At 40.5% G+C, this 26,373-nt stretch carries 29 protein-coding genes and 1 pseudogene; 16 read left to right on the top strand and 14 right to left on the bottom strand.

Annotated features, from left to right (window positions below; all coding sequences use genetic code 11):
* Positions 1–614, bottom strand: a pseudogene (locus tag Q0017_RS06010) (nicotinate phosphoribosyltransferase); the annotation flags it as partial.
* A gap of 373 nt (positions 615–987) precedes the next feature.
* Here Q0017_RS06010 and Q0017_RS06005 point away from each other — a divergent pair.
* A complete protein-coding gene (locus Q0017_RS06005; protein WP_297427195.1) occupies positions 988–1,344 on the top strand; it encodes a roadblock/LC7 domain-containing protein in 357 nt (118 codons plus the stop codon).
* Positions 1,345–1,406: 62 nt separating this feature from the next.
* On the opposite strand, the gene Q0017_RS06000 is transcribed toward Q0017_RS06005, so the two are convergent.
* The 3 genes from Q0017_RS06000 to Q0017_RS05990 form a co-directional block, all read right to left on the bottom strand.
* A complete protein-coding gene (locus Q0017_RS06000) occupies positions 1,407–1,601 on the bottom strand; it encodes a CopG family transcriptional regulator (protein ID WP_298144024.1) in 195 nt (64 codons plus the stop codon).
* A gap of 122 nt (positions 1,602–1,723) precedes the next feature.
* Entirely contained in the window at positions 1,724–2,200 is a 477-nt protein-coding gene (locus tag Q0017_RS05995) for an ankyrin repeat domain-containing protein (protein ID WP_298144022.1), read from the bottom strand.
* 148 nt (positions 2,201–2,348) lie between these two features.
* Positions 2,349–3,869, bottom strand: a complete 1,521-nt coding sequence (locus Q0017_RS05990) for a catalase (RefSeq protein ID WP_298144019.1) — start codon at positions 3,867–3,869, stop codon at positions 2,349–2,351.
* A gap of 235 nt (positions 3,870–4,104) precedes the next feature.
* On the opposite strand from Q0017_RS05990, the gene dtd reads away from it, so the two are divergent.
* Positions 4,105–4,545 (top strand): D-aminoacyl-tRNA deacylase, encoded by a 441-nt coding sequence (gene dtd, locus Q0017_RS05985; RefSeq protein ID WP_298144016.1) that lies wholly within the window; start codon positions 4,105–4,107, stop codon positions 4,543–4,545.
* Positions 4,546–4,574: 29 nt separating this feature from the next.
* On the opposite strand, the gene Q0017_RS05980 is transcribed toward dtd, so the two are convergent.
* From Q0017_RS05980 to serB, 3 genes are all read right to left on the bottom strand, one after another.
* Positions 4,575–5,045 carry an SCP-2 sterol transfer family protein gene (locus Q0017_RS05980; RefSeq protein WP_297427183.1) on the bottom strand — a complete coding sequence of 157 codons (471 nt, stop codon included), beginning with the start codon at positions 5,043–5,045 and terminating at the stop codon, positions 4,575–4,577.
* Positions 5,046–5,146: 101 nt separating this feature from the next.
* Positions 5,147–5,446: a hypothetical protein gene (locus Q0017_RS05975; RefSeq protein ID WP_297427180.1), complete on the bottom strand. Its 300-nt coding sequence runs from the start codon at positions 5,444–5,446 to the stop codon at positions 5,147–5,149.
* 154 nt (positions 5,447–5,600) lie between these two features.
* Positions 5,601–6,821: a phosphoserine phosphatase SerB gene (gene serB / locus Q0017_RS05970; RefSeq protein WP_297427177.1), complete on the bottom strand. Its 1,221-nt coding sequence runs from the start codon at positions 6,819–6,821 to the stop codon at positions 5,601–5,603.
* Between the two features lie 77 nt (positions 6,822–6,898).
* On the opposite strand from serB, the gene Q0017_RS05965 reads away from it, so the two are divergent.
* Positions 6,899–8,152 carry a hypothetical protein gene (locus tag Q0017_RS05965; RefSeq protein ID WP_297427173.1) on the top strand — a complete coding sequence of 418 codons (1,254 nt, stop codon included), beginning with the start codon at positions 6,899–6,901 and terminating at the stop codon, positions 8,150–8,152.
* 30 nt (positions 8,153–8,182) lie between these two features.
* On the opposite strand, the gene Q0017_RS05960 is transcribed toward Q0017_RS05965, so the two are convergent.
* From Q0017_RS05960 to mhpT, 3 genes are all read right to left on the bottom strand, one after another.
* Positions 8,183–9,118, bottom strand: a complete 936-nt coding sequence (locus Q0017_RS05960; protein WP_297427170.1) for a bile acid:sodium symporter family protein — start codon at positions 9,116–9,118, stop codon at positions 8,183–8,185.
* Positions 9,111–9,761, bottom strand: a complete 651-nt coding sequence (gene pncA / locus Q0017_RS05955; protein WP_297427166.1) for a bifunctional nicotinamidase/pyrazinamidase — start codon at positions 9,759–9,761, stop codon at positions 9,111–9,113. The genes Q0017_RS05960 and pncA overlap by 8 nt, the downstream gene beginning before the upstream one ends.
* A gap of 118 nt (positions 9,762–9,879) precedes the next feature.
* Positions 9,880–11,103 (bottom strand): 3-(3-hydroxy-phenyl)propionate transporter MhpT, encoded by a 1,224-nt coding sequence (mhpT, locus tag Q0017_RS05950; protein WP_297427164.1) that lies wholly within the window; start codon positions 11,101–11,103, stop codon positions 9,880–9,882.
* 735 nt (positions 11,104–11,838) lie between these two features.
* Here mhpT and dapA point away from each other — a divergent pair.
* The 3 genes from dapA to purC are packed head-to-tail and all read left to right on the top strand — an operon-like array spanning position 11,839 to position 14,103.
* Entirely contained in the window at positions 11,839–12,735 is an 897-nt protein-coding gene (dapA, locus tag Q0017_RS05945; protein WP_297427162.1) for a 4-hydroxy-tetrahydrodipicolinate synthase, read from the top strand.
* 15 nt (positions 12,736–12,750) lie between these two features.
* On the top strand, positions 12,751–13,347 hold the full coding sequence (locus Q0017_RS05940; protein ID WP_297427237.1) for a lipoprotein-34 precursor (NlpB): 597 nt from the start codon (positions 12,751–12,753) through the stop codon (positions 13,345–13,347).
* Positions 13,348–13,383: 36 nt separating this feature from the next.
* A complete protein-coding gene (purC, locus tag Q0017_RS05935; protein ID WP_297427159.1) occupies positions 13,384–14,103 on the top strand; it encodes a phosphoribosylaminoimidazolesuccinocarboxamide synthase in 720 nt (239 codons plus the stop codon).
* Between the two features lie 199 nt (positions 14,104–14,302).
* Here the strand turns inward: purC and Q0017_RS05930 are convergent, their stop codons facing one another.
* Positions 14,303–15,571 carry a replication-associated recombination protein A gene (locus tag Q0017_RS05930; RefSeq protein WP_297427156.1) on the bottom strand — a complete coding sequence of 423 codons (1,269 nt, stop codon included), beginning with the start codon at positions 15,569–15,571 and terminating at the stop codon, positions 14,303–14,305.
* Between the two features lie 248 nt (positions 15,572–15,819).
* On the opposite strand from Q0017_RS05930, the gene Q0017_RS05925 reads away from it, so the two are divergent.
* Positions 15,820–17,937, top strand: a complete 2,118-nt coding sequence (locus tag Q0017_RS05925; protein ID WP_297427153.1) for an EAL domain-containing protein — start codon at positions 15,820–15,822, stop codon at positions 17,935–17,937.
* Here Q0017_RS05925 and Q0017_RS05920 read toward each other — a convergent pair.
* The gene (locus tag Q0017_RS05920) at positions 17,934–18,386 is read right to left on the bottom strand and encodes a YcgN family cysteine cluster protein (RefSeq protein WP_297427150.1); all 453 of its coding nucleotides are present in this window, start codon (positions 18,384–18,386) and stop codon (positions 17,934–17,936) included. The genes Q0017_RS05925 and Q0017_RS05920 overlap by 4 nt on opposite strands.
* Positions 18,387–18,572: 186 nt before the next feature.
* Here Q0017_RS05920 and Q0017_RS05915 point away from each other — a divergent pair, with 186 nt between their 5' ends.
* From Q0017_RS05915 to Q0017_RS05875, 9 genes are all read left to right on the top strand, one after another.
* Complete coding sequence (locus Q0017_RS05915) at positions 18,573–18,728, top strand: DUF1328 domain-containing protein (protein WP_122900757.1); 156 nt, start codon at positions 18,573–18,575, stop codon at positions 18,726–18,728.
* A gap of 108 nt (positions 18,729–18,836) precedes the next feature.
* Complete coding sequence (locus tag Q0017_RS05910; protein WP_297427144.1) at positions 18,837–19,574, top strand: dienelactone hydrolase family protein; 738 nt, start codon at positions 18,837–18,839, stop codon at positions 19,572–19,574.
* Between the two features lie 35 nt (positions 19,575–19,609).
* A complete protein-coding gene (locus Q0017_RS05905) occupies positions 19,610–19,966 on the top strand; it encodes an HIT family protein (protein ID WP_297427141.1) in 357 nt (118 codons plus the stop codon).
* Between the two features lie 91 nt (positions 19,967–20,057).
* On the top strand, positions 20,058–21,092 hold the full coding sequence (gene mutY, locus Q0017_RS05900) for an A/G-specific adenine glycosylase (RefSeq protein ID WP_297427139.1): 1,035 nt from the start codon (positions 20,058–20,060) through the stop codon (positions 21,090–21,092).
* 41 nt (positions 21,093–21,133) lie between these two features.
* Positions 21,134–21,664 (top strand): M23 family metallopeptidase, encoded by a 531-nt coding sequence (locus Q0017_RS05895; protein WP_297427135.1) that lies wholly within the window; start codon positions 21,134–21,136, stop codon positions 21,662–21,664.
* Between the two features lie 15 nt (positions 21,665–21,679).
* Positions 21,680–21,925 (top strand): hypothetical protein, encoded by a 246-nt coding sequence (locus tag Q0017_RS05890; protein ID WP_297427133.1) that lies wholly within the window; start codon positions 21,680–21,682, stop codon positions 21,923–21,925.
* Positions 21,926–21,950: 25 nt separating this feature from the next.
* Positions 21,951–22,508 (top strand): DNA-3-methyladenine glycosylase I, encoded by a 558-nt coding sequence (locus Q0017_RS05885; protein WP_297427130.1) that lies wholly within the window; start codon positions 21,951–21,953, stop codon positions 22,506–22,508.
* 183 nt (positions 22,509–22,691) lie between these two features.
* Positions 22,692–23,396, top strand: coding sequence for an FKBP-type peptidyl-prolyl cis-trans isomerase (locus Q0017_RS05880; RefSeq protein ID WP_297427127.1), 705 nt, complete (start codon positions 22,692–22,694; stop codon positions 23,394–23,396).
* A 59-nt stretch (positions 23,397–23,455) separates the two neighbouring features.
* Entirely contained in the window at positions 23,456–24,142 is a 687-nt protein-coding gene (locus Q0017_RS05875; RefSeq protein WP_297427124.1) for an FKBP-type peptidyl-prolyl cis-trans isomerase, read from the top strand.
* A gap of 28 nt (positions 24,143–24,170) precedes the next feature.
* On the opposite strand, the gene murJ is transcribed toward Q0017_RS05875, so the two are convergent.
* Both murJ and ampD read right to left on the bottom strand, forming a co-directional pair.
* On the bottom strand, positions 24,171–25,721 hold the full coding sequence (gene murJ / locus Q0017_RS05870) for a murein biosynthesis integral membrane protein MurJ (protein ID WP_297427121.1): 1,551 nt from the start codon (positions 25,719–25,721) through the stop codon (positions 24,171–24,173).
* Between the two features lie 58 nt (positions 25,722–25,779).
* On the bottom strand, positions 25,780–26,355 hold the full coding sequence (gene ampD, locus Q0017_RS05865; protein ID WP_297427119.1) for a 1,6-anhydro-N-acetylmuramyl-L-alanine amidase AmpD: 576 nt from the start codon (positions 26,353–26,355) through the stop codon (positions 25,780–25,782).
* Positions 26,356–26,373 lie beyond the last annotated feature (18 nt).

Here is a 26,373-nt window from a genome sequence, read left to right as displayed (position 1 = left end):
CCACGGAAAATATTAGGTACGGCTTGATGAAATTGTTGTACCACATGTTTTTGCCATTCAAAGCTATAACGACGACGCGTACCAAAATCAGACACCAAAAATGGCGGATCTTCAGGATTTTGCTGCGCTTGATAGCTTTGCATTAAGGCGATTTTATTTTTTAAACGCAGCTGACCTTGTTCTAAGACAGATGCTGAACGGATCTTGTTAAAATATAACTCATTCACAATGGCCAGCACGAAGATTTCAAACATCATCGCCTGTACCATTGGTCCTTCGACCCAGATATCCAAACGACCTTCATGGTCAATACCCGCTTTAATAAAACGACGTTTGAGTTGGAACAATTCTAAATAATCAACAAAGTCGCTTTTAATAAAACGCAAACTACGTAAATAAGTCAGTTCATCTTCTTTAAATTTAAGTTCACATAAGTAGTCAAGCTGTTGTTGGAGTTCAGGCAAAATATCAACCAAAGGATATTCAGTCTGCTCCAAATTACGACAGCGAAAATGATAGACGCTATGCGTTTGAGGAAATTTGTGTAATACCACCTGTAGCATGGTAAATTTATACAGGTCAGTATCCAGCAAGGATTGAATGATGGGTTGCATATTCTGCTCGTGAAGAATTCCTATCTTCACTATAAAAACTTAATTGACAGTTGCAAATCAAAAAAAACGATTCTGGGGCATTTTTTACATTTTTAATGTATATCTGTCATCATTTGGCGCATAAAGTCATGTTAGTTTTTAATTAATCAGTTTAACTTCACTTAGCATTTAGACTGTTCTTATTATTTTTGATAACCACATCACAAAACATTAACATATTATGTTAATTTAATGATGATTAAATATTTTTTTAATTATATTTTATTGCAATAGATAAGCTTTTTAATTAGCATAGTTCTTAGCAAAAAATGTATTGTTTTGCTAAAAAAAGTAAAATCTTTACTCTATTTTTATACCACCCAGGGGACCCACCATGGCTAAATTGACTTTAGATGAATTAGCAGAAATTGACGGCTTTGTAGCAGCTGCACTTGTAGACAGCTCAAGTGGCCTTGCACTAGCAACTTTAGGTAGTGGTTTAGACTTAGAATTAGCAGCTGCTGGTAACACTGAAGTAATTCGTGCAAAAGTAAAAACTGCAAAAGCACTACAACTAAATGACAAAATTGAAGATATTTTAATTACTTTAGGTAAACAATATCACTTAATGCGTCCGCTTGACCGTAACGATGAGTTGTTCTTGTACCTTGTATTAGACCGTCAAAAATCAAACCTTGCAATGGCACGTCATGAATTACGTGGCTTTGAAAAAGGTCTAGATTTCGCTTAATTGTGAAATGACATAAAAAAATCTGTCAGCAATGACAGATTTTTTTTGCCTCGACAGCGCACTTATTCAGTACGTTCAGATGCATTGGATTGTTGTATTTTAGTGGCATAATCGACACCATGTTGCTTTAAATAATCCCGAATCAATTGACGCACCACTTGCGAAGGCTTGAGATCTTGCTGAGCACAGAGTTCTTCAAAAGCTTGCTTCTTTACAGGATCAATGAGTACAGTTAAGCGAGCAGTTTTATTTTCCATAATTCAAAATATATCGTAATTTTACATAAAATTATAATAGGATTAACATCTAATTTTCTCAAGTAGTTTATTGCTTGTTTTTTAACTTAAGCTTAAAAAGGGTCAACCTTAATTGACCTTCATCATTCTTTTAAAAGCTGTTGAAGCTTTTCATCTTGCCCAATGACTTTAGCAAATTCAGTCACAGTTTTGTGACCCGTTTGTTTGGCATTTACATCACAATCCACGTTTTTAAGTTGCTTTGCAATTGACCATTCCAATTTAAAAATTGCGCCCATTAACGCTGTATTGCCTTTATTATCGCGTAGACAACGATCAGCCCCTTGCTCAATTAAAGTGGTCACAATGTCTTGATGTCCATAATAGCTTGCCATCATTAAAGCTGTGTAACCATCGTGATTTTTAATATCAACGGGGAAGCCATGCTTTAAAAATTCTTGAATGACTTCATGCTTGCCTGTGCGAGCCGCGGCAAAATAAAGATCAATCAGTTCTTGCTGAGCAGGTTGTTTGACTGCTGTATGGATTGGTTGTGCTTGGCTTGATACAGCAAACAAGCCTAAAGCTACAGTCAGCAGCATGCTTTTAAATAAATTCATGGTTGTTCCTATAGATAGATTGAATGATGTCAAACCAATAGTGCCTGTAAAACTCCCCTAGGGTGCAGGAAAGGAATTGAGTTTTACAGGACTTAACGGAGGTGATTTCCGAGATGCACCAATCACCAATCTCAACGACTAATTAAAATTAGTCTTTTAATTGAGCAGCTTTTGCTTTTACAGTTGCAAGGTTACCCTTCACAGCTGCTGTTAAACGCGTACCGTAGTCAGCGTCAGCTTTGTAGAAGTAAGACAACATGATGTGCTTGGTTTCTGCATCTTTTACTGCGCCAAGGTCTGCAGCTAAGTTACGGATCAAGTCAGTTTTTTCTTGAGCTGAGTATGAACGGTATAACTCACCTGCTTGCTTAAATGGTTGTTCTTTCTTAATTGCTTGTTGAAGAACAGTACCGTCAAGTGGTGTGTTTACAGCTTTGGCTTTAGCTGTTGCAGGTTTTGGCTCCATACGGCTTGGTTCGTAATTTACATTAGAATCAGGCTCAGACATATTCATGAAACCTTCTTGATTGTTGTTGTTTACAGCAACAATTGGACGGTTTACAGGAAGTTGCTGATGGTTGGCACCTAAGCGGTACATTTGCGTATCTGAGTAAGAGAAGATACGACCTTGTAATAGACGGTCTTCTGATGGCTCGATACCCGGTACTAAGTTCGCAGGTGCTAAAGCTGATTGCTCAGTTTCATTGAAGAAGTTCTTCGGCATGCGATTAAGCGTTAAAGTACCTACTTTTGTTTCTGGTACTAAGTTTGTTGGCCAAATCTTAGTTGCATCAAGTGGGTTAAAATCAAACTTGTCTAAATCTTTTGGATCTAATACTTGGATGTAAAGATCCCATTTAGGAAATTTACCCGCGTTGATGTTGTTGTAAAGATCGTTAGTTAAGTGGTTGAAATCTTTACCTTGCATCATTGCAGCTTGTTCAAGGTTAAGACCTTTTACGCCTTGCTTAGAACGGAAGTTAAATTTCACATACTTGTATTCGCCTTTATCGTTGTAAAGTTTGAATGCATGTACGCCAAAACCGTCTTGTTCACGGTAGCTGGTTGGAATACCGTTGTTTGAGTAAACATAGGTCAACATGTTCACTGCCCACGGCTGACTTTGTAAGAAGTCAAATACGCGGTTTGGATCTTGAACATTGTTTACTGGAGATGGCTTCATTGCATGAATGAAATCAGGGAATTTGATTGCATCACGAATAAAGAATACAGGTAGGTTGTTACCCACTAAGTCCCAGTTACCTTCTTTGGTGTAGAATTTAACTGCAAAACCATGCGGGTCACGTAAAGTTTCTGGTGAACCTTTAGGGTGAATTACTGTAGAAAAACGTAAGAAAACAGGCGTTTTAGTCCCTGCTTTAAACATTGAAGCAACAGTTAAATCAGATAAATCTTTAGTGGTTACAAATTCACCGTAAGCACCTGTACCACGTGCGTGTACTACACGCTCAGGAATACGCTCACGACCAAAACGCTGTAATTTTTGTACTAATTGCACATCTTGTAGTAAAACTGAACCATATTCACCAGCGGTGATAGAGTTTTGGTTGTCGCCAACCGGTGCGCCATTGTCTTTAGTTAATGGCGCAGCTTGAACACCAGCAGTAACTGCTGCAAGCATAGCTACGAGCAAAGAACGCTTAAACATGAATGTCATCTCTCAATAAATACCTTTCCTGCAGAGCATAAGGTACTAAAATTTAGTTTAGAGGTAAAAATGATAATTTTTATTAGCTCCATCGTTTTCTCAAATTGATCTTTAATAAATCAAAAATATTTTTCTATCAAAGATTTAAAGGCTAATATTTTTTATCATTACGAGGGATTATGTAGTTTTGCTACAATTGAAAACAAGCTGAGAAATATATGATTTTGGTTAATTTATGCGCGCATTATTACAAAGAGTTTTAGAAGCAAAAGTTATAGTTGATGGTCAAATCACAGGTGAAATTGAACACGGTATTTTGGTTTTTTTAGGACTGGGCAAAGACGATAATTTAGACAAAGGCAAAAAGCTGATTGATAAGATTTTAAAGTATCGTTTTTTTGATGATGAGCAAGGCAAAATGGGTTGGAACATCAGCCAAGCCGGTGGTGGTTTGTTGTTGGTGTCACAATTTACCCTGATGGCGCAAACTCAAAAAGGTTTACGCCCTGATTTTGGGCCGGCAATGCCACCTCAAGAAGCTAAAATTTTATATGAACAATTGGTTGAATATGCCAAAAGCCAATTTTCGCATGTACAAACCGGTATTTTTGCCGCCGATATGAAAGTGCATTTGGTCAATGATGGACCGGTGACTTTTAACTTAGACATTGAATAAAAATAAAGCCCGCGATTGCGGGCTTTATCTTAACGACCCATTTTTTGCTGGATCAAACGGCGCACTTGCTTAACTTTAGTTTTCACTTGTTTAGGCACGACCAACTGTGCACTACGGCTAAGCCAAACCAACAAACTAAAATCACCTTCCATTTTAATCGAACCGTTTTGTACACCGCTCATAATGGCTGAAGTATCGCCTTTGATTAAAGTTTTTACCGCTTGTTCGCTGTTTTCAAATTCTAAAACAAAATCTGCGGCTGCTTGACGTCCTGAAACTGTTGAAACTCTGCCATGATCTACCACAATTTGACGGACCATGCCCTGCTGCGTTGCAATCTCTAAACGAAATTGACGCTCTTGAATCAGGTCAATAAATTTAGGATTGCTGCGGGCAAGTTGCTTCATGCGTAACACTAAACCACTGACCAATAAATCAAGCGGATCGGTACTGACATCAACCAGCGGTAACTTCACCACAGGGAGTTTTGGAAATTTCATGTAAACAGCCTATTTTTAATTGTTTATAAATTATGCATGCTAGCACAATTTAAATTTTATTTTGTATAACAAGCGCTAAGCGAGCGCCAAGACAATAAAAATCAAAACTTATGTGCAAGATAATGGCTGTCACTCTCTAAAGGCGTATGTTCAATAGGCTGCTGTGGCGACTTATTTTGTTGTTGTAAATGACGATCTTCACGCAACAATAATACAACTAAACCTAACATCAACAAGGCAAATCCTAAACCATAAGCCATCAAGCTAGATAAATTAAATAGCCACATCATGCTTAAGGTAAACAGTTCAATCATCAATAAAGTGAGTGCCGCCAACACATAACGGCGATCAGGCGCGGCAAAGTACAATACCACCACGTTTATCAACAGTAATACAATCATTCATCAGCTCCGCAATGTTCGCTTTCGCTAAATTCGTCGCTGCTATTATGCGCAATTGAAGCTATAAAAAAACGTAAGCGAGCACTCAAAACGACATACCTTGTCGTGAAAAAAACGCAGCCTTAAGCTGCGTTTTTTAATTGATGCTCAATAGTTATGCATCACGATTTAAGTCTTTATCATGCACGCCAAGCAAGTACAACACACCATCTAAACCAACGCTTGAAATGGCTTGTTTGGCATTTTCACGTACCAATGGCTTAGCACGGAAAGCCACACCTAAGCCTGCAATTGAAAGCATAGGTAAGTCGTTGGCACCATCGCCTACCGCAATGGCTTGCTCGAGTGAAATACCCATTTCATCAGCAATTTGCTTGAGTAATAAGGCTTTACGCGCGCCATCAACGATATGACCTTTGACTTCGCCTGTGACTACGCCATCTTGAATATCTAAGATATTGGCATGCACTTCATCAATGCCTAATTTTGCTTGTAGATATTCGGCAAAATATTGAAAACCACCCGATAAAATCGCAGTACGGTAACCCAGTGCTTTTAAGGTTGAAATCAGACGTTCTGCACCATCGGTAATGGTTAAACGCTCAGCAATCTTAGAAAGCACTGAAGCATCCATACCTTTGAGCAGCGCAACACGGGCACGGAAACTCTCTTGAAAATCAAGCTCCCCTTGCATAGCACGCTCGGTGATTTCAGCCACTTGCGCACCTACACCTGCTTCAATGGCAAGCTCATCAATCACTTCTTGCTCAATTAAAGTTGAATCCATATCAAAGCAGACTAAACGACGATTACGGCGGTAAGCATTGTCTTCTTGTACTGCAATATCCATATTGAGTTCATTAGACAAACTCAAACACGCTGCACGCATGGCTGCTGCATCGAGCATTTGGCCTTTTAAACCAAACTCAACACACGCACGTTTACTTTGTTCTGGCTCATTGAGTACTGGACGCCCTGAAAGACGGGTTACAGTTTCAATGTTAAAGCCTTGCTCTGAAACAATCTGAGTTACGGCTTGTAAATGAGAGGCTTCAAGCTCAGGGGCAAGCGCGGTGACAATATAACGTGTACGCCCACCTTCACTGACCCACTGCTCATATTGCACTTGAGTAATCGGTTTAAAGCGCACAGTTAAGCCAATTTCGTGTGCTAAAATCAGAATTTCCTTCATCGCAAGCGCGGTTGCGGTTTGGTCTTCTGAAGCAACCACAATGCCTAAAGTGAGCTGGTTGTGAATGACGGCTTGACCGACATCAAGAATTTGTAAGGAATGAACGGACAACACCTGCATTAATCGAGTAAACTGATTAGGTTGGTCTGGCCCTAAAAATGAAATAAGAATGATTTCTCGCATGAATTGACTCGGGTCTGAGCTACAACTATTGTTAGAATCATAATCGAAATTGAATCGAATTGCCTTGGAAGTTTACGTTGAATGCGCCTAGACAAGGGCTATTTGCTAGCCTACTCATTGTAAGTTTTGCCCTACACACCTTTTTATTGGTGTTAGCCACAACTCATCAACTGAATGAAAACCGTGCCAATCAAGGTCAGTTGATGACCAGCCAATTGGTTACAGACAGTTTAACTGAGCTTGAGCCCGCCAATACGGTGTCTTTAGCGTTGTTAGCGAATCGTTATGCCACCAATCCAAGTGTGGCTTCAATTCGTATTTTAGATGCCAATCAACAGGTCTTAGCCACAGGTGGCTTAGCCAAAACCCGTGAAGGTGAAGTCTTCGTTCGCGATGCCATCCAAAATGAACAAAAAATTGGCAGCATTGAAATTACCCTCGTGCAACCAAGTACAGGCGAGATTTTGCGTAACCAATGGCTCATGATTTTGGTGTCTTTAATTGCCCATAGCGTGTTGTGGCTGATTTACCGTGCCATTGCCCGCCCAAGCCGTAAAGAATATTTAGAACGTATTAATCACGAAGCGCGTCTAAAACATGAATTACAAACCCTAAGCCAAGCTTTAGAGCAAGAAAAGCACAATACAGCTTTAGCATTGGCACAAATTGAGCAACAAGCGCAAAACAAACCTAAGCTCAAAGAGATTAAACCTGTAGTGCTTGATCAATCTGCGGTGGCATTAAGTATTCAATATTATGACCCGAAACAATTACTCAATTCGGTCAGTCCAACTGTGGCGGTGCCATATTTTAATTTGTGTCAGTTGTTCTTAAACAAAAGTATCGACTTATGTTTACAGCATTACAAACTCAATAGTCCTGATGTGGTGTTGGTACAGAACTTTAATGAACACGGCGCGATGCTGAGCGTGTCTTCTGAAAAAGCCGATGCAGTGAAATGTTTGGTGATGATTAGCAACGTGTTCCAATTGCTGTCTGAGGTGCTGTATAAGCGTTACCGTGAGGATAAACGCTTTGTGCTACAAACACGCACCGCTTTATCGACTGCCGTGCCTGCTATGCACTTGTCTGCGGCACAAGCAGCAGAGCGTTTAGTGCAACAGCTAGTAGCCAAAGAAAGTGCCTTGCAATTGGCCAATGAATTACTCAAACAATTGAGTGATCATTACGAATTGGTGGCCCTGCCTAATCCAAGCAATGCCCTGACTCGTCATGCCTTTATGATCAGTGGTATGGACGCGCAAACTGCTGAAGTCGCTCAACAGATCCGTAGTGAGATTTTAAAGAGTAAATCTGCAAGCAATGCATAAGAATGAAGGGATGCATCGCATCCCTTTTTTTTAATCTTGATGACGACTCGCCCAATAGGTGGCAAGTGCAGGTCCTGAGATATTGTGCCATAAACTAAAAATCGCACTTGGTACAGCCGTAATTGGTGATGCAGCAAAATGCACCGCGGCTAAAGCTACTCCTAAACCTGAATTTTGCATTCCCACTTCAATGGCAATCGCTTTACCATCGGCATAAGGTAATTTAAACAGACGACTTGCCCAATAACCAAGTAAGTAGCCTAAACCATTATGCAGCATTACCACGGCTAAAATTAATAATCCTGACTCTAAGATTTGTCCCTTACTGCCAGCAATAATGGCTGCCACGATGGCTACAATCGCCACCACTGAAATCAATGGCATCGCCGGCATATAATATTGAATATTGTGTTTTAAAATACCACGTACAATAAGCCCCAATACAATCGGTAACAGCACCACTTGTAAAATTGAAGTCAGCATCGACCATGCATTAATTTCAATCCATTGACTGGCAAGCAAGTAAAAAATTGCTGGTGTCAGTAACGGTGCTAGTAAAGTCGACACCGACGTACATGCCACCGACAGCGCTGTATTGCCTTTTGCCATATAGGTGATGACATTAGATGCCGTACCACCGGGGCAGCAACCCACTAAAATTACCCCAATGGCAATTTCAGGCGCTAAATTAAACAGCTTACATAACATAAAAGCCAAACTTGGCATTACGATAAACTGTGCCGCCACCCCAATCAACACCGCTTTAGGACTTTGCATCACACCTTTAAAATCAGCCAAAGTCATGGTCATGCCCATACCAAACATAATAATGCCGAGCATCCACGGAATATAGCTTTTAAGCCATATAAAAGTATTTGGACTGAGCATTGCAAGTAAGGCAAAGAGCAGTACCCAAAGCGCAAACGTCTTTTGTATAAAATTAGAAAAACCTAAAAATTTATGCATGGTTTTGATCTGCATTTAGAATTTGCGCAACATCTGCTGCCTGAATTTTATGTACCCCTGCGTGTTGCATTGCTTGCCATGCTTGCGCCAGCGAACCATTTAGATCTATCCCTTGGCAGGCATCTTCAATCACGTAGGTTTCAAAGCCTAAATTGGCACTATCTATGGCACTCCACGCTACACAAAAGTCGGTGGCTATTCCCACTACAAATACACGTTGAATGCCACGTTCACGTAAGTATCCAGCCAAACCTGTCGTAGTCTTTCGATCTGCTTCTTGGAAGGCAGAATAGCTGTCAATGTGTGGATTAACGCCTTTACGAATAATCAGTTGGGCATGATTGATATTTAAATCGGGATGAAAATCGGCATCATGCGTGCCTTGTACACAATGTGTTGGCCATAGCACTTGATTGCCATAATCCAGTTGCACACTGTCATAAGCCTGTTTATCTGGGTGTTGTTCGGCAAAGGAAATATGATCAACAGGATGCCAATCTTGGGTCAGCACAACCTGTTGAAATTGCGCTGCCAATTGATTAACTAACGGAATAATTTGATCGGCAGCAGCCACTGCTAAATGACCACCCGGTGTAAAACCATTTTGTACATCAACCACCAATAAGACACTTTTGTTGTTCATGTTCGTTATCCATCAACATTGCATTTTGTTAGCATCCTAGCGGATCTATAGATGGTTAAGCTACGTTTTTTAGGCAAAAAAATAGCCCACATCATGTGGGCTATATCAAGGTTGAAACTTATTGCGCGTCTTGAGTTTGCATACGTTTCACTAAGATCAGCATAAATACTGCTGAAATAATAATACATGGGATAGCAGCTGAGATTACACCTGTAGCGCCAAAGCCTGCTGTCAATAATGAACCAGCGATGGCAGGTCCAAGCATTGCACCTACACGACCTACCGCAGAGGCAACACCAACACCGGTTGCACGTACTTCAGTTGGGTAAACAATACCACCAAAAGCATATAATACGCCTTGGCAACCAATCACGAACGCACCCACTAAAGCAGAAGCAAGATACATTTGTGTTAATGAACCTGCCGCATTTAAAGCGATAAGACCTGCTAAAATACCACCGTACATTAAGATAATAACGTAAGATTTTTTCCAACGGTCAGTTAACATACCAAGAATAATCGTACCAATCGTTGCAGTGACCATGAAGTAGAACTGTGCAGTTGCACCTTCTTTACGGCTAAAGCCAAGCTCTTGGAACAATGAAGGTAACCAACTTAACATGATGTAAACCACCATCAATGTAAAGAAGTAACTTACCCAAATAAATAAGGTACGCAGCAGATTTTGCGAGTTAAATAGATCTGCAAAAGATCCACCTTGAGCTGCTGAACCTACTGGCGCTTGTGCAGCTAAATCTTTGGCTTTTAAGTATTCCTTAGATTCAGGTAATAACCACATCATCACTGGAATTACAATAATCGGTAATAAACCACCTAGATAGAAAATATTTTTCCAATTCGCACCAAATTCTGTACTTGCAATTAACGATAAAATTGCAGCACCCACTGGCATACCACAGTACATAAGACCTACAGCACGACCACGGTTTTGTGGAGATACCGCTTCCGATGCAAGAGTAATTAAGATTGGCATCGCCGCACCTAAACCTGCACCTGCTAAGAAACGTACTGCAAGTAAACTGTTAAAGCTATTGACCCATACAGTACATAAAGTAAAGACAGCGAAAATTGCAGTCGACCAAATCAATACCGTCTTACGACCAATACGATCGGCAATACGACCACCAACAAGTGCACCGGGTAATAAACCCAGAATCCCTGCACTAAAGAACACACCGAGTTGAGAGCTATTTAAGCCGAAACTTTCACGAATACCGGCAGCTGCAATACCTGCAGCTTGAATATCTAGACCTTCAATCACGGCAATAAGGAAACAAATCGCGACTGTAGTCACCGCGTGTTTGTTATCTGATCTTTGCATTGGATACTCCTTTGTTGCAATCAGTGGCCAATTTAGCCAGCAATCATGGCGAAGAGTGCATCTCTATACGAGCTATCAATAAGTTTAAGAAAATGCGCATTTAGAAAGGGTATATTGATAATTTATTGGAAAGTTATTTTTTTTCTGAGTGATTTTGATAGTCTTAAAATCAATTAATATGATTTAATTTTAGTCAAAAAATCCGAGTAAATTAGTATTAATTACTCAAGTTATTGATTTTTACAAAAAAATCCCTAGAAAGCGATTAATAGTTAAAAGCAATTATTAACCTATTCTAAACAGATCATTTACAGTTATTTATTATCCGTTAAATATACATTATAGATATATGATAATCGCTATTTAATCTTAAATTGATTAAAAAACTAGCATAAAGCACCACAAAATAACTTTTTGCATGAGTTTTTATGGCTTAAGTCTTATATAAATATTCAGAAAATTACTAGTGTTTAATTACAATTTGCTTTACCTTTAACATGTCTAATGCAGAGAAAGTAAAAGTTTAACGACCCCATCTTTTCTCAACTTTAGCTATTGTTTTTATCGACGATGAAAAAAGTATATTGTTCTTATGCGTTTCATCAGTCATAATTTAGCTAAGTAGACTCAGCGTTCAAAAAATCACGTTGATTTACTTACAAATCAAAATACAAATCCATCCAAATTCATGTTTTTCTAACCGTAATCGGATGGACAAATAGGATATTTTTTCAAATGACTCAACAAGCACAGACCATTCAGGGTTCAATTGTCGCAATCGTCACCCCTATGTTTGAAGATGGCAGCGTAGATTGGAAGGGTCTTGAGAAGCTCGTTGAGTGGCACATTGAGCAAGGTACCAACAGTATCGTGGCAGTGGGTACAACGGGTGAAGCCTCAACCTTGAGCATGGCAGAACACACACAAGTAATTAAAGAAATTATTCGTGTTGCCAACAAGCGCATTCCAATTATTGCCGGAACGGGTGCAAATTCAACACATGAAGCAATTGAGCTGACAAAAGAAGCCAAAGCTTTAGGTGCAGATGCTGCATTATTGGTGACCCCTTATTATAATAAGCCAACCCAAGAAGGTTTATATCAACACTATAAAGCGATTGCTGAAGCTGTAGATTTACCTCAAATCCTTTATAACGTACCAGGTCGTACTGGCGTTGATATGCACAATGACACTGTGATTCGTCTTGCAGATATTCCACAAATTGTGGGTATTAAAGATGCAACAGGCGATGTTGCGCGTGGTACAGCATTACTTGCAGGTTTACAGGGAAAAAATATGTCTGTGTATTCAGGTGATGATGCCACAGCCTATCAACTGATTGAACAAGGTGCCTTAGGTAACATTTCTGTGACTGCTAACATTGCACCAAAAGCAATGAGTGAAATTTGTGCCGCAGGTTTGGCAGGTCAGCACCAAGAAGCTGCTGCTTTAAATGCAAAAATTGCAAATCTTCACAATATTTTATTTTGTGAATCAAACCCAATTCCTGTGAAATGGGCACTTCATGAAATGGGCTTGATTGAGTCAGGTATTCGTTTACCGTTAACTCCACTTGCCCCAGCATATCGCGCGCCACTTCGTGAAGCACTTAAGGAAGTGGGCCTCATTTAATAAGAGCAAATTATGATGCAGTTACGTTTTGGTTTTATTCTCGCATTTTCCGCGATCAGCTTAGTTGGTTGTAATTCGGTTGTACTTGACAATGGTTCATTAGACTATAAAAAAGCAACTGAACTGAGCCCTTTGCAATATCCTGAAGGTGCGATGGTACGCCCATCAACGCCGCTGTATCCTGCGCCAACAGTTGACCCTTTAGCCATTGAAAATGCACCTGCATTTGAAAATAGCAAAGGCAATCGTTTTGATTTGCCACGCCCACAGTTGGCTCAAGCAACGCCCGCTCAAACAATGACAACAACGACCTCACGCCCAACCCCGTTGGTCGATGGTAATCAAAATCCATTACTTAAAATGGAAGGTGAAAGCAATGAAGTTTGGCAGTATACCCTTGCCACTTTAAGTAGCCTTAATTACCCCGTGACAAGTTCAAGCAAATATCGTTATCAAGCCTCTGTCCAACTTGATGGCAAAGCTGTTGTCATCAAATTGACCTCTTTAGGTTCTACGCAAACTTTAGCTGTATTCAACACAGATGGCAGTTTTGCAAATCAAGAGCTTGCCGCGCAGTTGTTAACCCAGATTTACCAAAATTGGCCAGCCTAGTCGTACTAGGCATTTTTTATGCAAAAGGTTCCCCTCATGTTAAAACAAACCTTGCTCTATACTGGTAAAGCTAAATCTGTTTATGAAACAGATAGTGCTGATCACTTAGTCTTAGTCTTCCGCGATGATGCTTCTGCATTCAATGGTGAAAAGATTGAACAGCTCGCGCGTAAAGGTAAGGTGAACAACCGTTTTAACGCCTTTATTATGGAAAAGCTTGCTGCTGCCGGCATTGAAACTCACTTTGAAAAACTTCTTACGCCAACTGAAGTTTTAGTGAAAAAATTACAAATGATTCCTGTTGAATGTGTCATTCGTAACTATGCTGCAGGTTCGCTTTGCCGTCGTCTAGGTGTAGAAGAAGGTAAAGAGTTAACTCCGCCAACATTTGAATTATTCTTTAAAGATGATGCTCTTGGCGATCCAATGGTCAATGAATCTCAAGCGATTGCATTGGGTTGGGCAAATGCAGAGCAACTTGCTCGCATGAAAGAACTCACTTACCAAGTGAACGATGTTCTTAAAGCACTATTTGCTGAAGGTAACATGCTTCTTGTTGACTTTAAACTTGAATTTGGTGTGTTCCACGACCGTATCGTACTTGGTGACGAATTTTCTCCAGACGGCTGCCGTCTATGGGATAAAGACACTAAGAAAAAGCTTGATAAAGACCGTTTCCGTCAAGGTTTAGGCGGTGTGGTTGAGGCATACGAAGAAGTTGCTACACGTATTGGTATCGACTTATCTGATCTTTAATTCAGAGCAAGTTTAAAAAAACCGAAGCTGATGCTTCGGTTTTTTTTATAAAAATACTGTTCCTGGTTGATAGCCCACGTATTTGGCGTATAACAATAACAACCATATACACATAACCACACATAAAACTAATCGCGTAATAATATTTAAACAGAACATGCCTGTGCCGTTTTTTGACATCCTTGTCACCTCATTTTATTTATTGTTGTTCTTCACTCCAGCGTCTTTGCTGTAAACGCTCAGCTTCTACTTCGCGTTTATTACGAGCCGATGTATATAACTTAGTCCCTTTTAATTCAGGCGGCAAATAATCCTGTGTGACAAAATGTTCAGGATAATTGTGTGGATATAGGTAATCCACGCCATAGCCTTCTTGCTGCATCATTTTGGTTGGTGCATTGCGTAAATGCAAAGGCACACTTAAATTAGCAGTCTTTTCAGCCAATTCCATGGCCCGATTAATGGCTAAATAGGTACTGTTACTTTTGGCACTGGTGGCCAAATACACAGCCGTTTGCCCTAAAATAATTCTCGCTTCTGGCATACCAATCGCCTGTACCGAGCGAAAACATTCACCAGCCAATAGCAGAGCATTGGGATTGGAGTTACCAATGTCTTCAGATGCTGCAATTAACATACGCCGCGCAACAAACACTGGATCTTCACCGCCTTTAAGCATACGTGCTAGCCAATACAAACTGGCATCGGGATCACTGCCACGAATGGATTTAATCAAGGCTGAAACCAAATCATAATGCTGCTCACCAGATTGGTCATAGCGCGCAATATTTTGCTGCGCCACACGTACTACCACAGCATTATCAATCACATTTTCAACATCAGGTTCAAAAGTATTGGCAATTAAATCGAGTAAATTAAGTGCTTTACGTGCATCGCCTGCTGCAAATTGAATTAAAGCATCAAACTCGCCAATTTGAATATGGCGTTCTTTTAAAAACTGATCTTGCTGTAATGCATAACGTAATAGCTGTTCAATTGCCTGTTCATCTAAGGCATTTAAACGATACACCTGACAACGTGATAACAATGCATTATTGACTTCAAAAGATGGATTTTCTGTGGTCGCGCCAATTAAGGTAATTTTGCCCTTTTCAACCGCGCTCAATAAGGCATCTTGCTGTGATTTATTAAAGCGATGTATTTCATCAATAAATACCACAGGCGTCAGTAAATCACCGCTGTCGGCAATAATTTCACGCAACTCTTTTACCCCAGTATTGAGCGCGGATAAACTAATAAAAGGACGGTCTACCGCTTGCGCCAATAACAATGCAATGGTGGTTTTACCAACTCCTGGTGGCCCCCAAAAAATTAACGAAGGTAGATGACCTTGGTCAATCATTTGTCTTAAAGGTGCTTGCTCACCGAGCAAATGTGCTTGTCCAATAATTTGGCTTAAGTCGCGTGGTCTTAAGCGTTCAGGTAGTGGAATTAAAGTCTCTGACATCGTCATATTCTTGTAGTGATCTTAATTCAAAGTCTACTATGTAATTTTAAGCTATGGCTAGTTGTCGCTGAATATCACTAAAATACTTCGCTTACATACGATGATAATAAAATATTATTTTTGTTGAAGATGCGTAAAAATGGAAAGTTTCAATATTTAGCATTCAGATGTTTATTGCTATACTTCAAGCTTAGTCTGTGATCTCTTTCACGATTTAATATTTTTTCAAGAGTGTAATCAAGAAAAAAATGCAATCCTCGCTCAAAAATAAGCACTCCATTTCTCATGCTCAGGATTGCAGTATACCAACGCATATCTCGAGGCTTCTTGCCGCTTCTGCATCGGAACGTACTTTAAATATTTTAAACTTGATTCCGCAATTGCTGTGTATTAAGACCAAATCCCAACATTATTTTTGTAATACAGCCTTAAATCAATACTTAGGCAAAAATTTAAATCATTCTGCTCGTCAGCATATAGGCTATTTCATTCATCCTGAAGATCGTGAAAATCTAACTGCATTATGGGATGAAGCTTCTATTTTAAATCAAGATTTTCAAAAAGAATGTCGTATTAAAAACTTACAGCAGCGTTATCAATGGTTTCGTATTAATGTGCAATTTAAACCACATCCCGATCTGGATTGGATTGCCACTTTAGATTGCATCCACAATTATGTGGTAGAGCGAAAACTTTATAAGCAGCAACAGATTAACCAAAAAAAGTTTTTAGATAGTAGTGCCGACTGTATTAAAGTCTTTAGCCCAGATGGTCGAATCACCTATATTAATCAATTTGGTCGTAATGTGTTACTTGAGCCTGAACAAAAATTAAATAATTTATTTTGGCTAAACTTACTCGATAAAACGGTACAACCTCAAGGTGTAACAGCCTTAACCAAAGCCCAAAAAGGCCATCAAGCACGTTTTTCAAGTATGACACAACGTAGAGATGAACCTATTTATCACTGGGATAATCTGTTAACCCCTTTATTAGATGAAAAAGGGCAAGTCAAACATATCTTATGTATTTCAAGAGATACCAGTCAGCAGATTCTTGCCGAAAAACGTCTTGAACATGCCTATACCTTTGATGATCTCACGCAATTGTATAATCGACGTGCCTTTCATCAACTCCTTGAACAATCCATTGTACAAGCACAAGCTGATGCTATATCGGTAGGTTTGGTCATGCTAGATTTAGATTGTTTTAAAAATTTAAATGATACGCTGGGTCATATGGCAGGTGATCATTTACTCAAAGTGTTTGCCTATCGTTTAAAAAAAGCTTTTCCTGAGCCTATGGTAGTTGCACGTTTTGGTAGCGATGAGTTTGCGATTATTATTCCTGATTTAAAATCTAAACAGGAGTTAATTGATTACGCGCAGCGTGCCGCTGAACAACTTGACACCCCAATTTATTATGAATCACAATACATCAATGGTGGGATCAGTATTGGTTGTGCCAGTTACCCTGAAAATGCCAGTAGCGCTGCACATTTAGTTCGCTGTGCGGATACCGCCTTAAATGATCTTAAAAAAACCGGTGGCGGTGGGGTTTTACCTTTTAATCATGACATGCTGCAAGCGCTAGAGCGTACTGCACAGAAGCTTAACTTAGCGCGTAAAATTTTACTTCATGATAGTGTAGTACCGTATTACCAACCAAAAGTGAATTTAAAGACAGGAAAAATTGTCGGCTTTGAAGCTTTATTACGTTGGTATGATCAAGGCGGTGGAGTCCAATCTCCGGTAGATATAGAACCTGCTTTTGAAGACTTTGCTTTAGCCACGCGCATGAGCGAAGTAATGCAACGTAAGGTGTTTAGTGATATTCGCTACTGTCTAGAGCACAATATCCGCTTACATCCTGTGGCGATTAATGCAGCACCAGTTGAGTTTTTACGCGACAATTATGCCGAGAGTTTACTGGCTCATTTAGATGAATATAATATTGCACCACAATTCATAGAAATTGAAATCACTGAGCAAAGTTTAGAAGCGCGTGGTGCAAGTTATGTACTCAGAGCCTTAAAAAAGCTCAAACATGCTGGCATCCGTATCGCTCTTGATGACTTTGGTACTGGGCATTCTTCTCTAACGCGTCTTAAAGACTATCCAATTGATATTCTTAAAATTGATCGTAGTTTTATTGAAAAAATGCACACTGATCCAAGTATTTTAGCCATCGTGACTGCAATTGGACAACTCGGTCCATCTATGCAAATTGAAATCTTAGCTGAGGGCATAGAAACCGCAGAACATGTTGCCAGCTTAGAACAACGTCAATGCGTCACGGGGCAAGGCTTTTACTTCCACAAGCCAATGCCAATTGATGAAGTCGTTACTTTAATCAACAGCCTTTAACGCACCCACCGTACAATATAATCTTCAATATCATCTTCATGAATATCAAGCTCTGATACACAGCGCCCTGCCACAGATTTTCGCGCTTGAATGACATTATCACGCGAGCCTGTATTTAAATAATGCCATGTAGGCAGTGGTTTATTTTCATGTAAACGACGATAGGCACAGCTGTTAGGTAACCAATGAATCGTGTTTAATTTTTCTGGGCTTAATTGAATACAATCAGGTACATGTGCTAAACGATTGCTATAGTCGCTGCAATGCCCAGTTTGGCAGTCGAGTAATTTACATGCCACTTTGGTATAGGCAACCTCATTACTTTCATCGTCTTCAAGTTTAATCAAGCAGCATAAACCACAGCCATCACACAGTGCTTCCCACTCTGCACCAGTTAATTGATCAAGGCTATAATTTTTCCAAAACTCAGGACGTAATTCAGTGCTCATCACATAGATACTAATTATAAACGCGCGATTATAGCAGCTTCACATGCTAAATTTTGGGTCGTTCATCCAAGTTCTCCCTATGCTTTAATATGTAATTTGAACACTTTATCAACAAAAGCCTAACAATCTTGGCGCTACTGACTTCTATACTTTAATTGGTATAACAACAATATGAGGGAGAAAACCATGTTCCGTTGGGCGATTATTTTTGCCGTTATCGCTTTAATTGCCAGTTTGCTTGGCTTTGGTGGCGTAGCCGGTTTATCTAAAGATTTTGCCGTTATTTTATTGGTTGTGGCTGTAATTTTAGCCATTGTTGGTTTCTTTTCTCGCAAAGTCTAAAGCAACATAATCTGTATAAAAAAGAAGAAGCACGCTTCTTCTTTTTTTTTGCGTAATAAGGTACAACTAAAGCTAAAGAGAAACTTTTATAAAAAGGGATAAATTTTCATGGCCTTAAGCATTCAAACACGCGAAATTGAATATACTGCACCAGATGGCACTCAATTGATTGGCTACTTTGCAGCACCAGAACATGCACAAAATCTAGCAGGTGTTTTGGTTGCACCAGAATGGTGGGGACGCAACAGTTATACCGAACAACGCGCGCGTGAATTGGCACAACAAGGCTATGCAGCTTTCGCCATTGATATGTATGGCGATAAAAAATCAACCACAACTGCAAGTCAAGCCAATGAATGGATGACGCAAACCTTTCAAAATCCACATACCATTGTAGAGCGCGCCAATGCAGCTTTAGCCACTTTAGCCGCCCAAGACCAAGTGGATGCTAACAAATTAGGCGCAATTGGCTTTTGCTATGGCGGTAAGGTGGTACTTGATTTAGCCCGCTCAGGTGCAGCTCTTCAAGCAGTGGCCACTTTCCATGCCGCTCTTGCAGCCAATGCCCCAGCTGAAAAAGATAAAGTTCAAGCAGAAATTTTAGTGTTACACGGCGAGCTTGATAGCATGGTAAGCCTTGATGACGTGGCTAAATTTAGAGCAGAGATGCATAATGCCCAAGTTGAGCATCACGTCATGATCTTTAAAGACGCGAAGCATGGCTTTAGTAACCCACAAGCCGATGAGCGTGCCAAAGCCAACGGTGTCGATTTAGGCTATAACCCACAAGCCGAAGCTGAAAGCTTAGATGCGATGTATGCCCTACTGGCGCGCCGTTTAGCTTAAATTTTTCCCATTTTATAACAATAAGGAGCATCACCATGACATGTACTTACTGCGATTTTGACGAATACGACGTGATTGCTAAAAATGATTTTGGTGTGGTTTTACCTGAACCAAAACCTCTTTCTCAAGGTCACTGTGTGATTATTCCGCTGCGCCATGTGTCTTCTTTTTTTGAAGTCACGGACAAAGAGCGTAAAAGCCTGATGTCATTGCTTGAACTGGCGCGCAACGAATTGGTATTACGTCATCAACCGGCAGGTTTTCATGTGGGCTTTAATGATGGTGATATTTTTGGTCAACATGCTCAGCATCTGCATGTGCACATTATTCCACGTTATGAAGGTAAAAATTTGCAACTTGATGAACGTTGGGGCATGCAGGCTTCGGCTTAATACGACCTAATTTGACGCAATCAAGATGATGCTTCGGCATCATCTTTTTTTATGCGATATACTCATGCGCTCATTTTGAGTCTGAGTTGCTATGAGTGAATTTCGTTTTTCTGATGCGTTATTAAGCTGGTTTGATGTGCATGGTCGACATGATTTACCGTGGCAAGTGGCTGATGACCCTTATAAAGTTTGGGTCTCTGAAATTATGTTGCAACAGACTCAAGTGAAAACGGTATTGCAGTATTTTGAGCGTTTTATTCAACGCTTTGCAACGGTCAACGATTTAGGCACAGCAAATTGGGATGATGTCGCACCCTATTGGGCAGGGCTTGGCTATTATGCGCGTGCACGTAATTTACATAAAGCGGCAGGCATAGTAGCAAGCCAAGGACATTTTCCAACTGATTTAGAAGGTTGGATGGCACTGCCCGGTATTGGGCGCTCAACCGCAGGCGCTTTGATGTCGCTGGGTTTACGTCAATATGGCGTGATTATGGATGGTAATGTCAAACGTGTGTTGGCGCGTTTTTTTGCCATTGAAGATGATTTATCTAAACCAATACATGAACGCAACATGTGGAACATTGCAGAAGATCTGTGCCCCACCAAGCGTAATCATGACTATACCCAAGCAATTATGGATTTAGGTGCAACGGTATGTACACCTAAAAAGCCCTTGTGTTTATATTGCCCTATGCAGGCACATTGTCAGGCGCACCAACAAGGTTTAGAGCAGCAACTTCCGTTTAAAAAAACCAAGAAGCCCGTTCCCGTTAAATCAGCGCAAGTGTTACTCATTAAAGATCAACAACATTGGCTATGGCAACAACGTCCGCATAGTGGCTTATGGGGTGGCTTATGGTGCTTACCTATTATTGAAGAACCTGAGCAATTTGCAGATTTATGTCAAAATTTAGGTTTAAGTCAGGTCATTCAACGCGCTGAAATTACCCACAGCTTTACGCATTTTACTTGGCAACTTGAAGCCTTATGTTTTGAAGTGCCTGCTGATCAACAACAACAGATATTAAATCAGTTGGGTGGTCAGTGGTTAAAACCAGAAATGGCACATGACATGGGAATTCCCACTGCAATGAAGAAATTGATTTCAGCTGTTCAGGTATGACATAGTCATCCCCATAATAATAAAAACCCAAGGGGTGATCTATGCCGTATCAATTGCTTGTTTTAACACTGTTCAGCCTCATTTTAGTGGCGTGTACTACACGCCCACCTGCCCCGCCAGCGATTCCTCAAGATCCAAGTACACACCTGAAAAACACCCCTTTACCACAAAAATTTACCCTACCTGTTGTAGGTATTCAAAGCCATGAACTACGTGACACTTGGGGTGCGGCACGCGGTCAAGGACGTCGTCACGAAGGTATTGATATTATGGCGCCACGCGGTACAAAAGTATTAAGTGCCACAGAAGGTGTCATTGCCGACTTACGTAATAACAATTTGGGTGGTAAAGTAATTTGGATACTCGGCCCTAGTTCTAGCTGGCATTATTATGCGCATTTAGATGTCCATCGTAGTGACTTAAAAGTTGGGGACTATGTTCGTCGTGGGGAACATCTTGGTTTTGTAGGCAATACAGGTAATGCCAAAGCCACCGCTCCTCACTTGCACTACGGTTTATATTTACAAGGTAAAGGGCGTGGTGCAGTCAATCCATTTTTATATTTACGTTAATTTTAGGAAGTTTTCATGTCAGAAGCGTTGATCAATCGTCTGGTAGAGTTTGCTGAATCAGGCAATCAACAAAAAATTGTGTTGGCAGGTCAAAGCCATCAAGGCTGGATCATGGAAATTAGCGACGAAGCCTTACAAATTAGTACAGGTTTTGCTGAAAAAACCGGTAAAGATATTTGGATCGATTTTAATGAGCTACAACAAGCTGAGCTTTGGTTTTGGGATAACCAACAAGATCAATGGGTAGAATTTAAACTCTAATTGAGTATATAAGGAGGAGCAAACCATGCTGAGCCGCTGTTCGTGGTGCTCCACCGACCCTATGTATCAAGATTATCATGATCAAGAATGGGGGCGTCCTGTGCATGAACCACATTTGCTGTTTGAAATGCTGTGTTTAGAGGGGCAACAGGCTGGGTTGTCATGGCTCACCGTTTTAAAAAAACGCAGCGCTTATCGTGCGCATTTCTTTCAATATCCTATTGCCTATATTGCTAATCTTTCAGACGCTGAGCTTCAGAAAAAATCACAAGATTCAGCTTTGATTCGTCATTTAGCTAAACTTAGCTCTATTCGTGATAATGCAATCGCATGGCAAAATATGCAAAGTAAAGGCTTTGAAATGCAGCAATGGTTATGGCGTTTTGCCGAGCATTCTACTCAGCCAGTTCAGCGTCCTGAACACCCCATTCCACAATATACACAAGCCAGTATGTTAATGTCTAAAGCCTTAAAGCAGCGTGGTTTTAAATTTATTGGACCTACAATTTGTTATGCATTTATGCAAGCGGTGGGTATGGTCAACGACCATGAAGCAAATTGTGCTTTTAGATATGTACATTAAAAGCTATCTAATTGATTGATTTAAAATAATATGTATAAAAAGTGTGTTTGCACCTAAAAAGCGTCTAGCTTATTTAACTTGATCAGCATATATTTAGAGCTATTGTTTAATCCCATCATCTTTATGGTGACACGGTACACTTGCGCCCGACGTATTTGACCGAAGAATTTTTGAGAAAAACTTATGAGTAAAGCCTTACCCATCGCTGTTGCAGTGCTTTTAGGCGGTGCTGCTCTTGTACCTGTTTACTATGCATCACAAAATCCGGCAACACTAACTGCTAAAGCTGACCCAAATGCCAAGCCAATTGCAAAAATTAGCTATGCATTAGGCTATGAAGTGGCTCATCAAACTCCACCTGAATTAGACGTAAATAGTTTTGTAGCTGGTATTCGTGACGGTCATGCGCGTACTGCACCCGCTTATACAGAACAACAATTACAACAGGCTTATGAGCAATTCCAAAAAGAGATGCTAGCCGAGCAAGAAGCGCAAACAACACAAGCCGAAGCTTCAAGTGATGCTTTCTTAACGGAAAACAAAACCAAGCCGGGTGTGCAAACTACTGCATCAGGTTTACAGTATAAAGTGACCCAAGAAGGGACAGGTAAATCACCTACTGCAACTTCAGTTGTAAAAGTGCATTACACGGGTAAATTGGTTGACGGTAAAGTCTTTGATAGTTCAGTTGAACGTGGTGAGCCAATTGAATTCCCACTTAATCAAGTCATTCCGGGTTGGACCGAAGGTTTACAACTGATGAAAGAAGGTGGCAAAGCGACACTTTATATTCCAAGTCACTTAGGTTATGGCGAACAAGGTGCTTCAGGCATGATCCCACCAAACAGCACGCTGATTTTTGATGTTGAATTAATTGAAGTTAAATAATTCAACACTGTATTTAAGGAGAGCCAAATGCTCTCCTTAATTTATTTTGAGATCATGTTATGAAAAAAACCTTATCTGTACTTGCTTTAACTTTTTGTAGTACCAGTTTTGCTGCTGACATTAACAATAAAAGTAGCTTAGAAAAACAAGTCGGTTATAGTCTGGGTTACAGCATGGCTGACAATAATAGTGACGTCTTTAAAAATATTGATATTGATGCATTTTTACAAGGCTTTAAAACGGCACTTGCAGGCAAAAATGCCAGTTTAAGCACAGCCGACATGGGCACAGCAATTAGCCAATATCGTCAAGCCAGCGAAAGTAAAGCCCTGGTTGAATTTCAAAAACAAGCGGCTGATAACCTTGCACAAGGTCAGGCTTTTTTAGCAGCCAATGCAAAAAAATCAGGTATTCAAGTCACCGCTTCTGGCTTACAGTATCAAGTGCTAAAGTCAACGCAAGCTAAAAAACCCAAAGCATCTTCTACAGTGCGTGTGCATTATGAAGGTCGTTTACTCGACCAAACCGTATTTGATAGTTCAATTGCCCGCCAACAACCGGCTGAGTTTGCGCTTTCGCAAGTGATCCAAGGTTGGACTGAAGGCGTACAATTAATGCCTGTGGGTAGCCAATATCGTTTTTTTATTCCAGCGCATTTAGCTTATGCTGAAACTGGTTCAGGCGATGTTATTGGTCCCAATAGTACTTTGATTTTTGATATTGAATTACTAGCAATTTTAGATTAAAAAAAGACCGCCTCGGCGGTCTTTTTAATTATGGGCGTAAATGACGTGGGCGGATGCCTGTTAATATTAAACCTACAGCATAGGTCACCGCGCCTACCATGCATAAGCCCAGTACTTGCGCTACGCGTAACCACTCTGCAACATCTCCGTTATACCAAGTTAAGGCATAGGCTAAGGCGAGTACCATTAAGCTATTGGCAATCAAAAATTGCAGCATGAGCTTTTTCCAATGTGTGCCAAAGCGGAAAATATCGCGTTTGTGTAAATAAAAATATAACAGGCCAGCATTGACTAAAGCCGAGCCGGAAGAAGCTAAAGCCAATGCCATGTGCTCTTCTTGCCATCCCATAAACTTAAATACACCAATCAAGATTAAGGTCAGTACCGCATTGACTGCCACAGTCATTAAGCCCACCCGCACTGGTGTTTTCGTGTCTTGTTGGGCGTAAAAACCTGGCGCAAAAACTTTAATCAGCATAAAAGACAATACCCCCGCACTCATACATTGCAAGGCAAGTGCCGTCATTTGCGTATCAGCTAGGGTAAATTGACCACGTTGGAAAAGCGTTTGAATAATTGGGGTCGAGAGCATAAATAAAGCCAAACTCGCAGGCACACCGGCAAGTACAATAATTTTAGCGGCCCAATCCATCATATTGCGATATTTGGTTTGATCTTGTTCGGCATGACGCGCTGACAATGCCGGTAAGATTACCGTACCAATCGCTACACCAATTAAACCCAATGGTAACTCTGTCATACGTTCAGCACTGTATAACCATGACACCGAACCATCTTGCATAAACGAAGCCCAAATAGAATTGAGCAATAGGTTAATTTGCGTGACTGAAACACCAAATAATGCCGGTAGCATCAGCTTTAAGATACGTTCTACACCCTCATGTTTAAAATCAATTTTAGGTGGAATCAGCAGCTTTTTGCGCCATAGCTCAGGAATTTGTAAGGCAAGTTGTAAAAAGCCCGCCACAATCACCGCCCAACCCAAAGCCATAATTGGCGTTGCCATATAAGGCGTGAGCCACAATGCCCCTGCGATCATGGACAAATTCAGCAATACAGGTGCAAATGCAGGCGTCGTAAACGAGCCATAACTGTTTAAAATGCTGCTGGCAAATGCAGTGAGTGACATAAAAAGTAAATATGGAATCGTGAGACGAAACATATCTGTAGCTAAGGCAAATTTCTCTGCATCATCATGAAAACCCGGCGCATAAACATACATAATGGCAGGAGCTGCGATCATGGCAATCAAAGTCAATAAAGTCATGAATGTGGCTAAACAGCCAAAGACTCGACTAATTAAAATTTGCACTTCAGCATGGGTACGCGTGGTTTTGTATTCAGTTAAAACCGGAATAAAAGCTTGTGAAAATGCCCCTTCAGCAAACAAACGCCGAAAAAAGTTCGGAATTCGAAACGCAATGACAAAAGTGTCAAAGTCTTTGCCTGCACCAAACACCCCAAGCAACACTACATCACGGACTAAACCCATGACACGTGAGAGCATGGTCATTGCACTCACAATAAAGGTCGATCGCCACAGCGCCATCAGAAGCACCTACAGATTAAATTGAACGCTATTGTAAAGAAAGGCATGCCCTATCGCATGCTTAAAATCATTCAAAATGTGTCGAATCACGTAACAAGTCACGAAATTTTTGCCACTGAAAATACGGGCCCGGATCGGTTTTACGTTGTGGTGCAATGTCAGAATGACCGGCAATATGTGAGGAAATTTTTGGATAAGCTTGACGTAAAGCATGCGTAACTTGACTTAAAGCCTGATATTGCAGGTCACTAAACGGCTGATCATCACTTCCCTCAAGTTCAATGCCAATCGAATAATCATTACATTCTGCTTTGCCTAAATAACTTGAACGGCCTGCGTGCCAAGCTCGGTCATTGAAATTCACAAATTGCAAAACTTCGCCGGTGCGCAAAATCAAAACATGTGCAGAAACTTGCATGCCTTCAATGGTCTTAAAATAAGGATGCTCACTCCAATCCAATTGATTTTGAAAAAATTTTTCAATATAGCCACCGCCAAATTGCGATGGTGGCAAACTAATATTATGAATCACTAACAGTTGAATTTCAGTGCCTTGTGGGCGCTGATTATAGTTTGGCGATGGCACCTGCCTTGCCCCAATCAGCTGACCATGTTCCACAACAAAAGTAACAGCCTGTGACATGATGCACGTCCTTAAAAA

This window comes from uncultured Acinetobacter sp. (assembly GCF_947624825.1).
Taxonomy (GTDB): Bacteria; Pseudomonadota; Gammaproteobacteria; order Pseudomonadales; family Moraxellaceae; genus Acinetobacter.
This window is presented reverse-complemented; position numbering and strand designations above follow the sequence as displayed.

Coding starts and splice junctions, on each gene's coding strand:
- Q0017_RS06005 (WP_297427195.1), top strand. CDS start 988: ATGGCTAAATTGACTTTAGATGAATTAGCAGAAATTGACGGCTTTGTA.
- Q0017_RS06000 (WP_298144024.1), bottom strand. CDS start 1,601: ATGGAAAATAAAACTGCTCGCTTAACTGTACTCATTGATCCTGTAAAG.
- Q0017_RS05995 (WP_298144022.1), bottom strand. CDS start 2,200: ATGAATTTATTTAAAAGCATGCTGCTGACTGTAGCTTTAGGCTTGTTT.
- Q0017_RS05990 (WP_298144019.1), bottom strand. CDS start 3,869: ATGTTTAAGCGTTCTTTGCTCGTAGCTATGCTTGCAGCAGTTACTGCT.
- dtd (WP_298144016.1), top strand. CDS start 4,105: ATGCGCGCATTATTACAAAGAGTTTTAGAAGCAAAAGTTATAGTTGAT.
- Q0017_RS05980 (WP_297427183.1), bottom strand. CDS start 5,045: ATGAAATTTCCAAAACTCCCTGTGGTGAAGTTACCGCTGGTTGATGTC.
- Q0017_RS05975 (WP_297427180.1), bottom strand. CDS start 5,446: ATGATTGTATTACTGTTGATAAACGTGGTGGTATTGTACTTTGCCGCG.
- serB (WP_297427177.1), bottom strand. CDS start 6,821: ATGCGAGAAATCATTCTTATTTCATTTTTAGGGCCAGACCAACCTAAT.
- Q0017_RS05960 (WP_297427170.1), bottom strand. CDS start 9,118: ATGCATAAATTTTTAGGTTTTTCTAATTTTATACAAAAGACGTTTGCG.
- pncA (WP_297427166.1), bottom strand. CDS start 9,761: ATGAACAACAAAAGTGTCTTATTGGTGGTTGATGTACAAAATGGTTTT.
- mhpT (WP_297427164.1), bottom strand. CDS start 11,103: ATGCAAAGATCAGATAACAAACACGCGGTGACTACAGTCGCGATTTGT.
- dapA (WP_297427162.1), top strand. CDS start 11,839: ATGACTCAACAAGCACAGACCATTCAGGGTTCAATTGTCGCAATCGTC.
- Q0017_RS05940 (WP_297427237.1), top strand. CDS start 12,751: ATGCAGTTACGTTTTGGTTTTATTCTCGCATTTTCCGCGATCAGCTTA.
- purC (WP_297427159.1), top strand. CDS start 13,384: ATGTTAAAACAAACCTTGCTCTATACTGGTAAAGCTAAATCTGTTTAT.
- Q0017_RS05930 (WP_297427156.1), bottom strand. CDS start 15,571: ATGTCAGAGACTTTAATTCCACTACCTGAACGCTTAAGACCACGCGAC.
- Q0017_RS05925 (WP_297427153.1), top strand. CDS start 15,820: ATGCAATCCTCGCTCAAAAATAAGCACTCCATTTCTCATGCTCAGGAT.
- Q0017_RS05920 (WP_297427150.1), bottom strand. CDS start 18,386: ATGAGCACTGAATTACGTCCTGAGTTTTGGAAAAATTATAGCCTTGAT.
- Q0017_RS05915 (WP_122900757.1), top strand. CDS start 18,573: ATGTTCCGTTGGGCGATTATTTTTGCCGTTATCGCTTTAATTGCCAGT.
- Q0017_RS05910 (WP_297427144.1), top strand. CDS start 18,837: ATGGCCTTAAGCATTCAAACACGCGAAATTGAATATACTGCACCAGAT.
- Q0017_RS05905 (WP_297427141.1), top strand. CDS start 19,610: ATGACATGTACTTACTGCGATTTTGACGAATACGACGTGATTGCTAAA.
- mutY (WP_297427139.1), top strand. CDS start 20,058: ATGAGTGAATTTCGTTTTTCTGATGCGTTATTAAGCTGGTTTGATGTG.
- Q0017_RS05895 (WP_297427135.1), top strand. CDS start 21,134: ATGCCGTATCAATTGCTTGTTTTAACACTGTTCAGCCTCATTTTAGTG.
- Q0017_RS05890 (WP_297427133.1), top strand. CDS start 21,680: ATGTCAGAAGCGTTGATCAATCGTCTGGTAGAGTTTGCTGAATCAGGC.
- Q0017_RS05885 (WP_297427130.1), top strand. CDS start 21,951: ATGCTGAGCCGCTGTTCGTGGTGCTCCACCGACCCTATGTATCAAGAT.
- Q0017_RS05880 (WP_297427127.1), top strand. CDS start 22,692: ATGAGTAAAGCCTTACCCATCGCTGTTGCAGTGCTTTTAGGCGGTGCT.
- Q0017_RS05875 (WP_297427124.1), top strand. CDS start 23,456: ATGAAAAAAACCTTATCTGTACTTGCTTTAACTTTTTGTAGTACCAGT.
- ampD (WP_297427119.1), bottom strand. CDS start 26,355: ATGTCACAGGCTGTTACTTTTGTTGTGGAACATGGTCAGCTGATTGGG.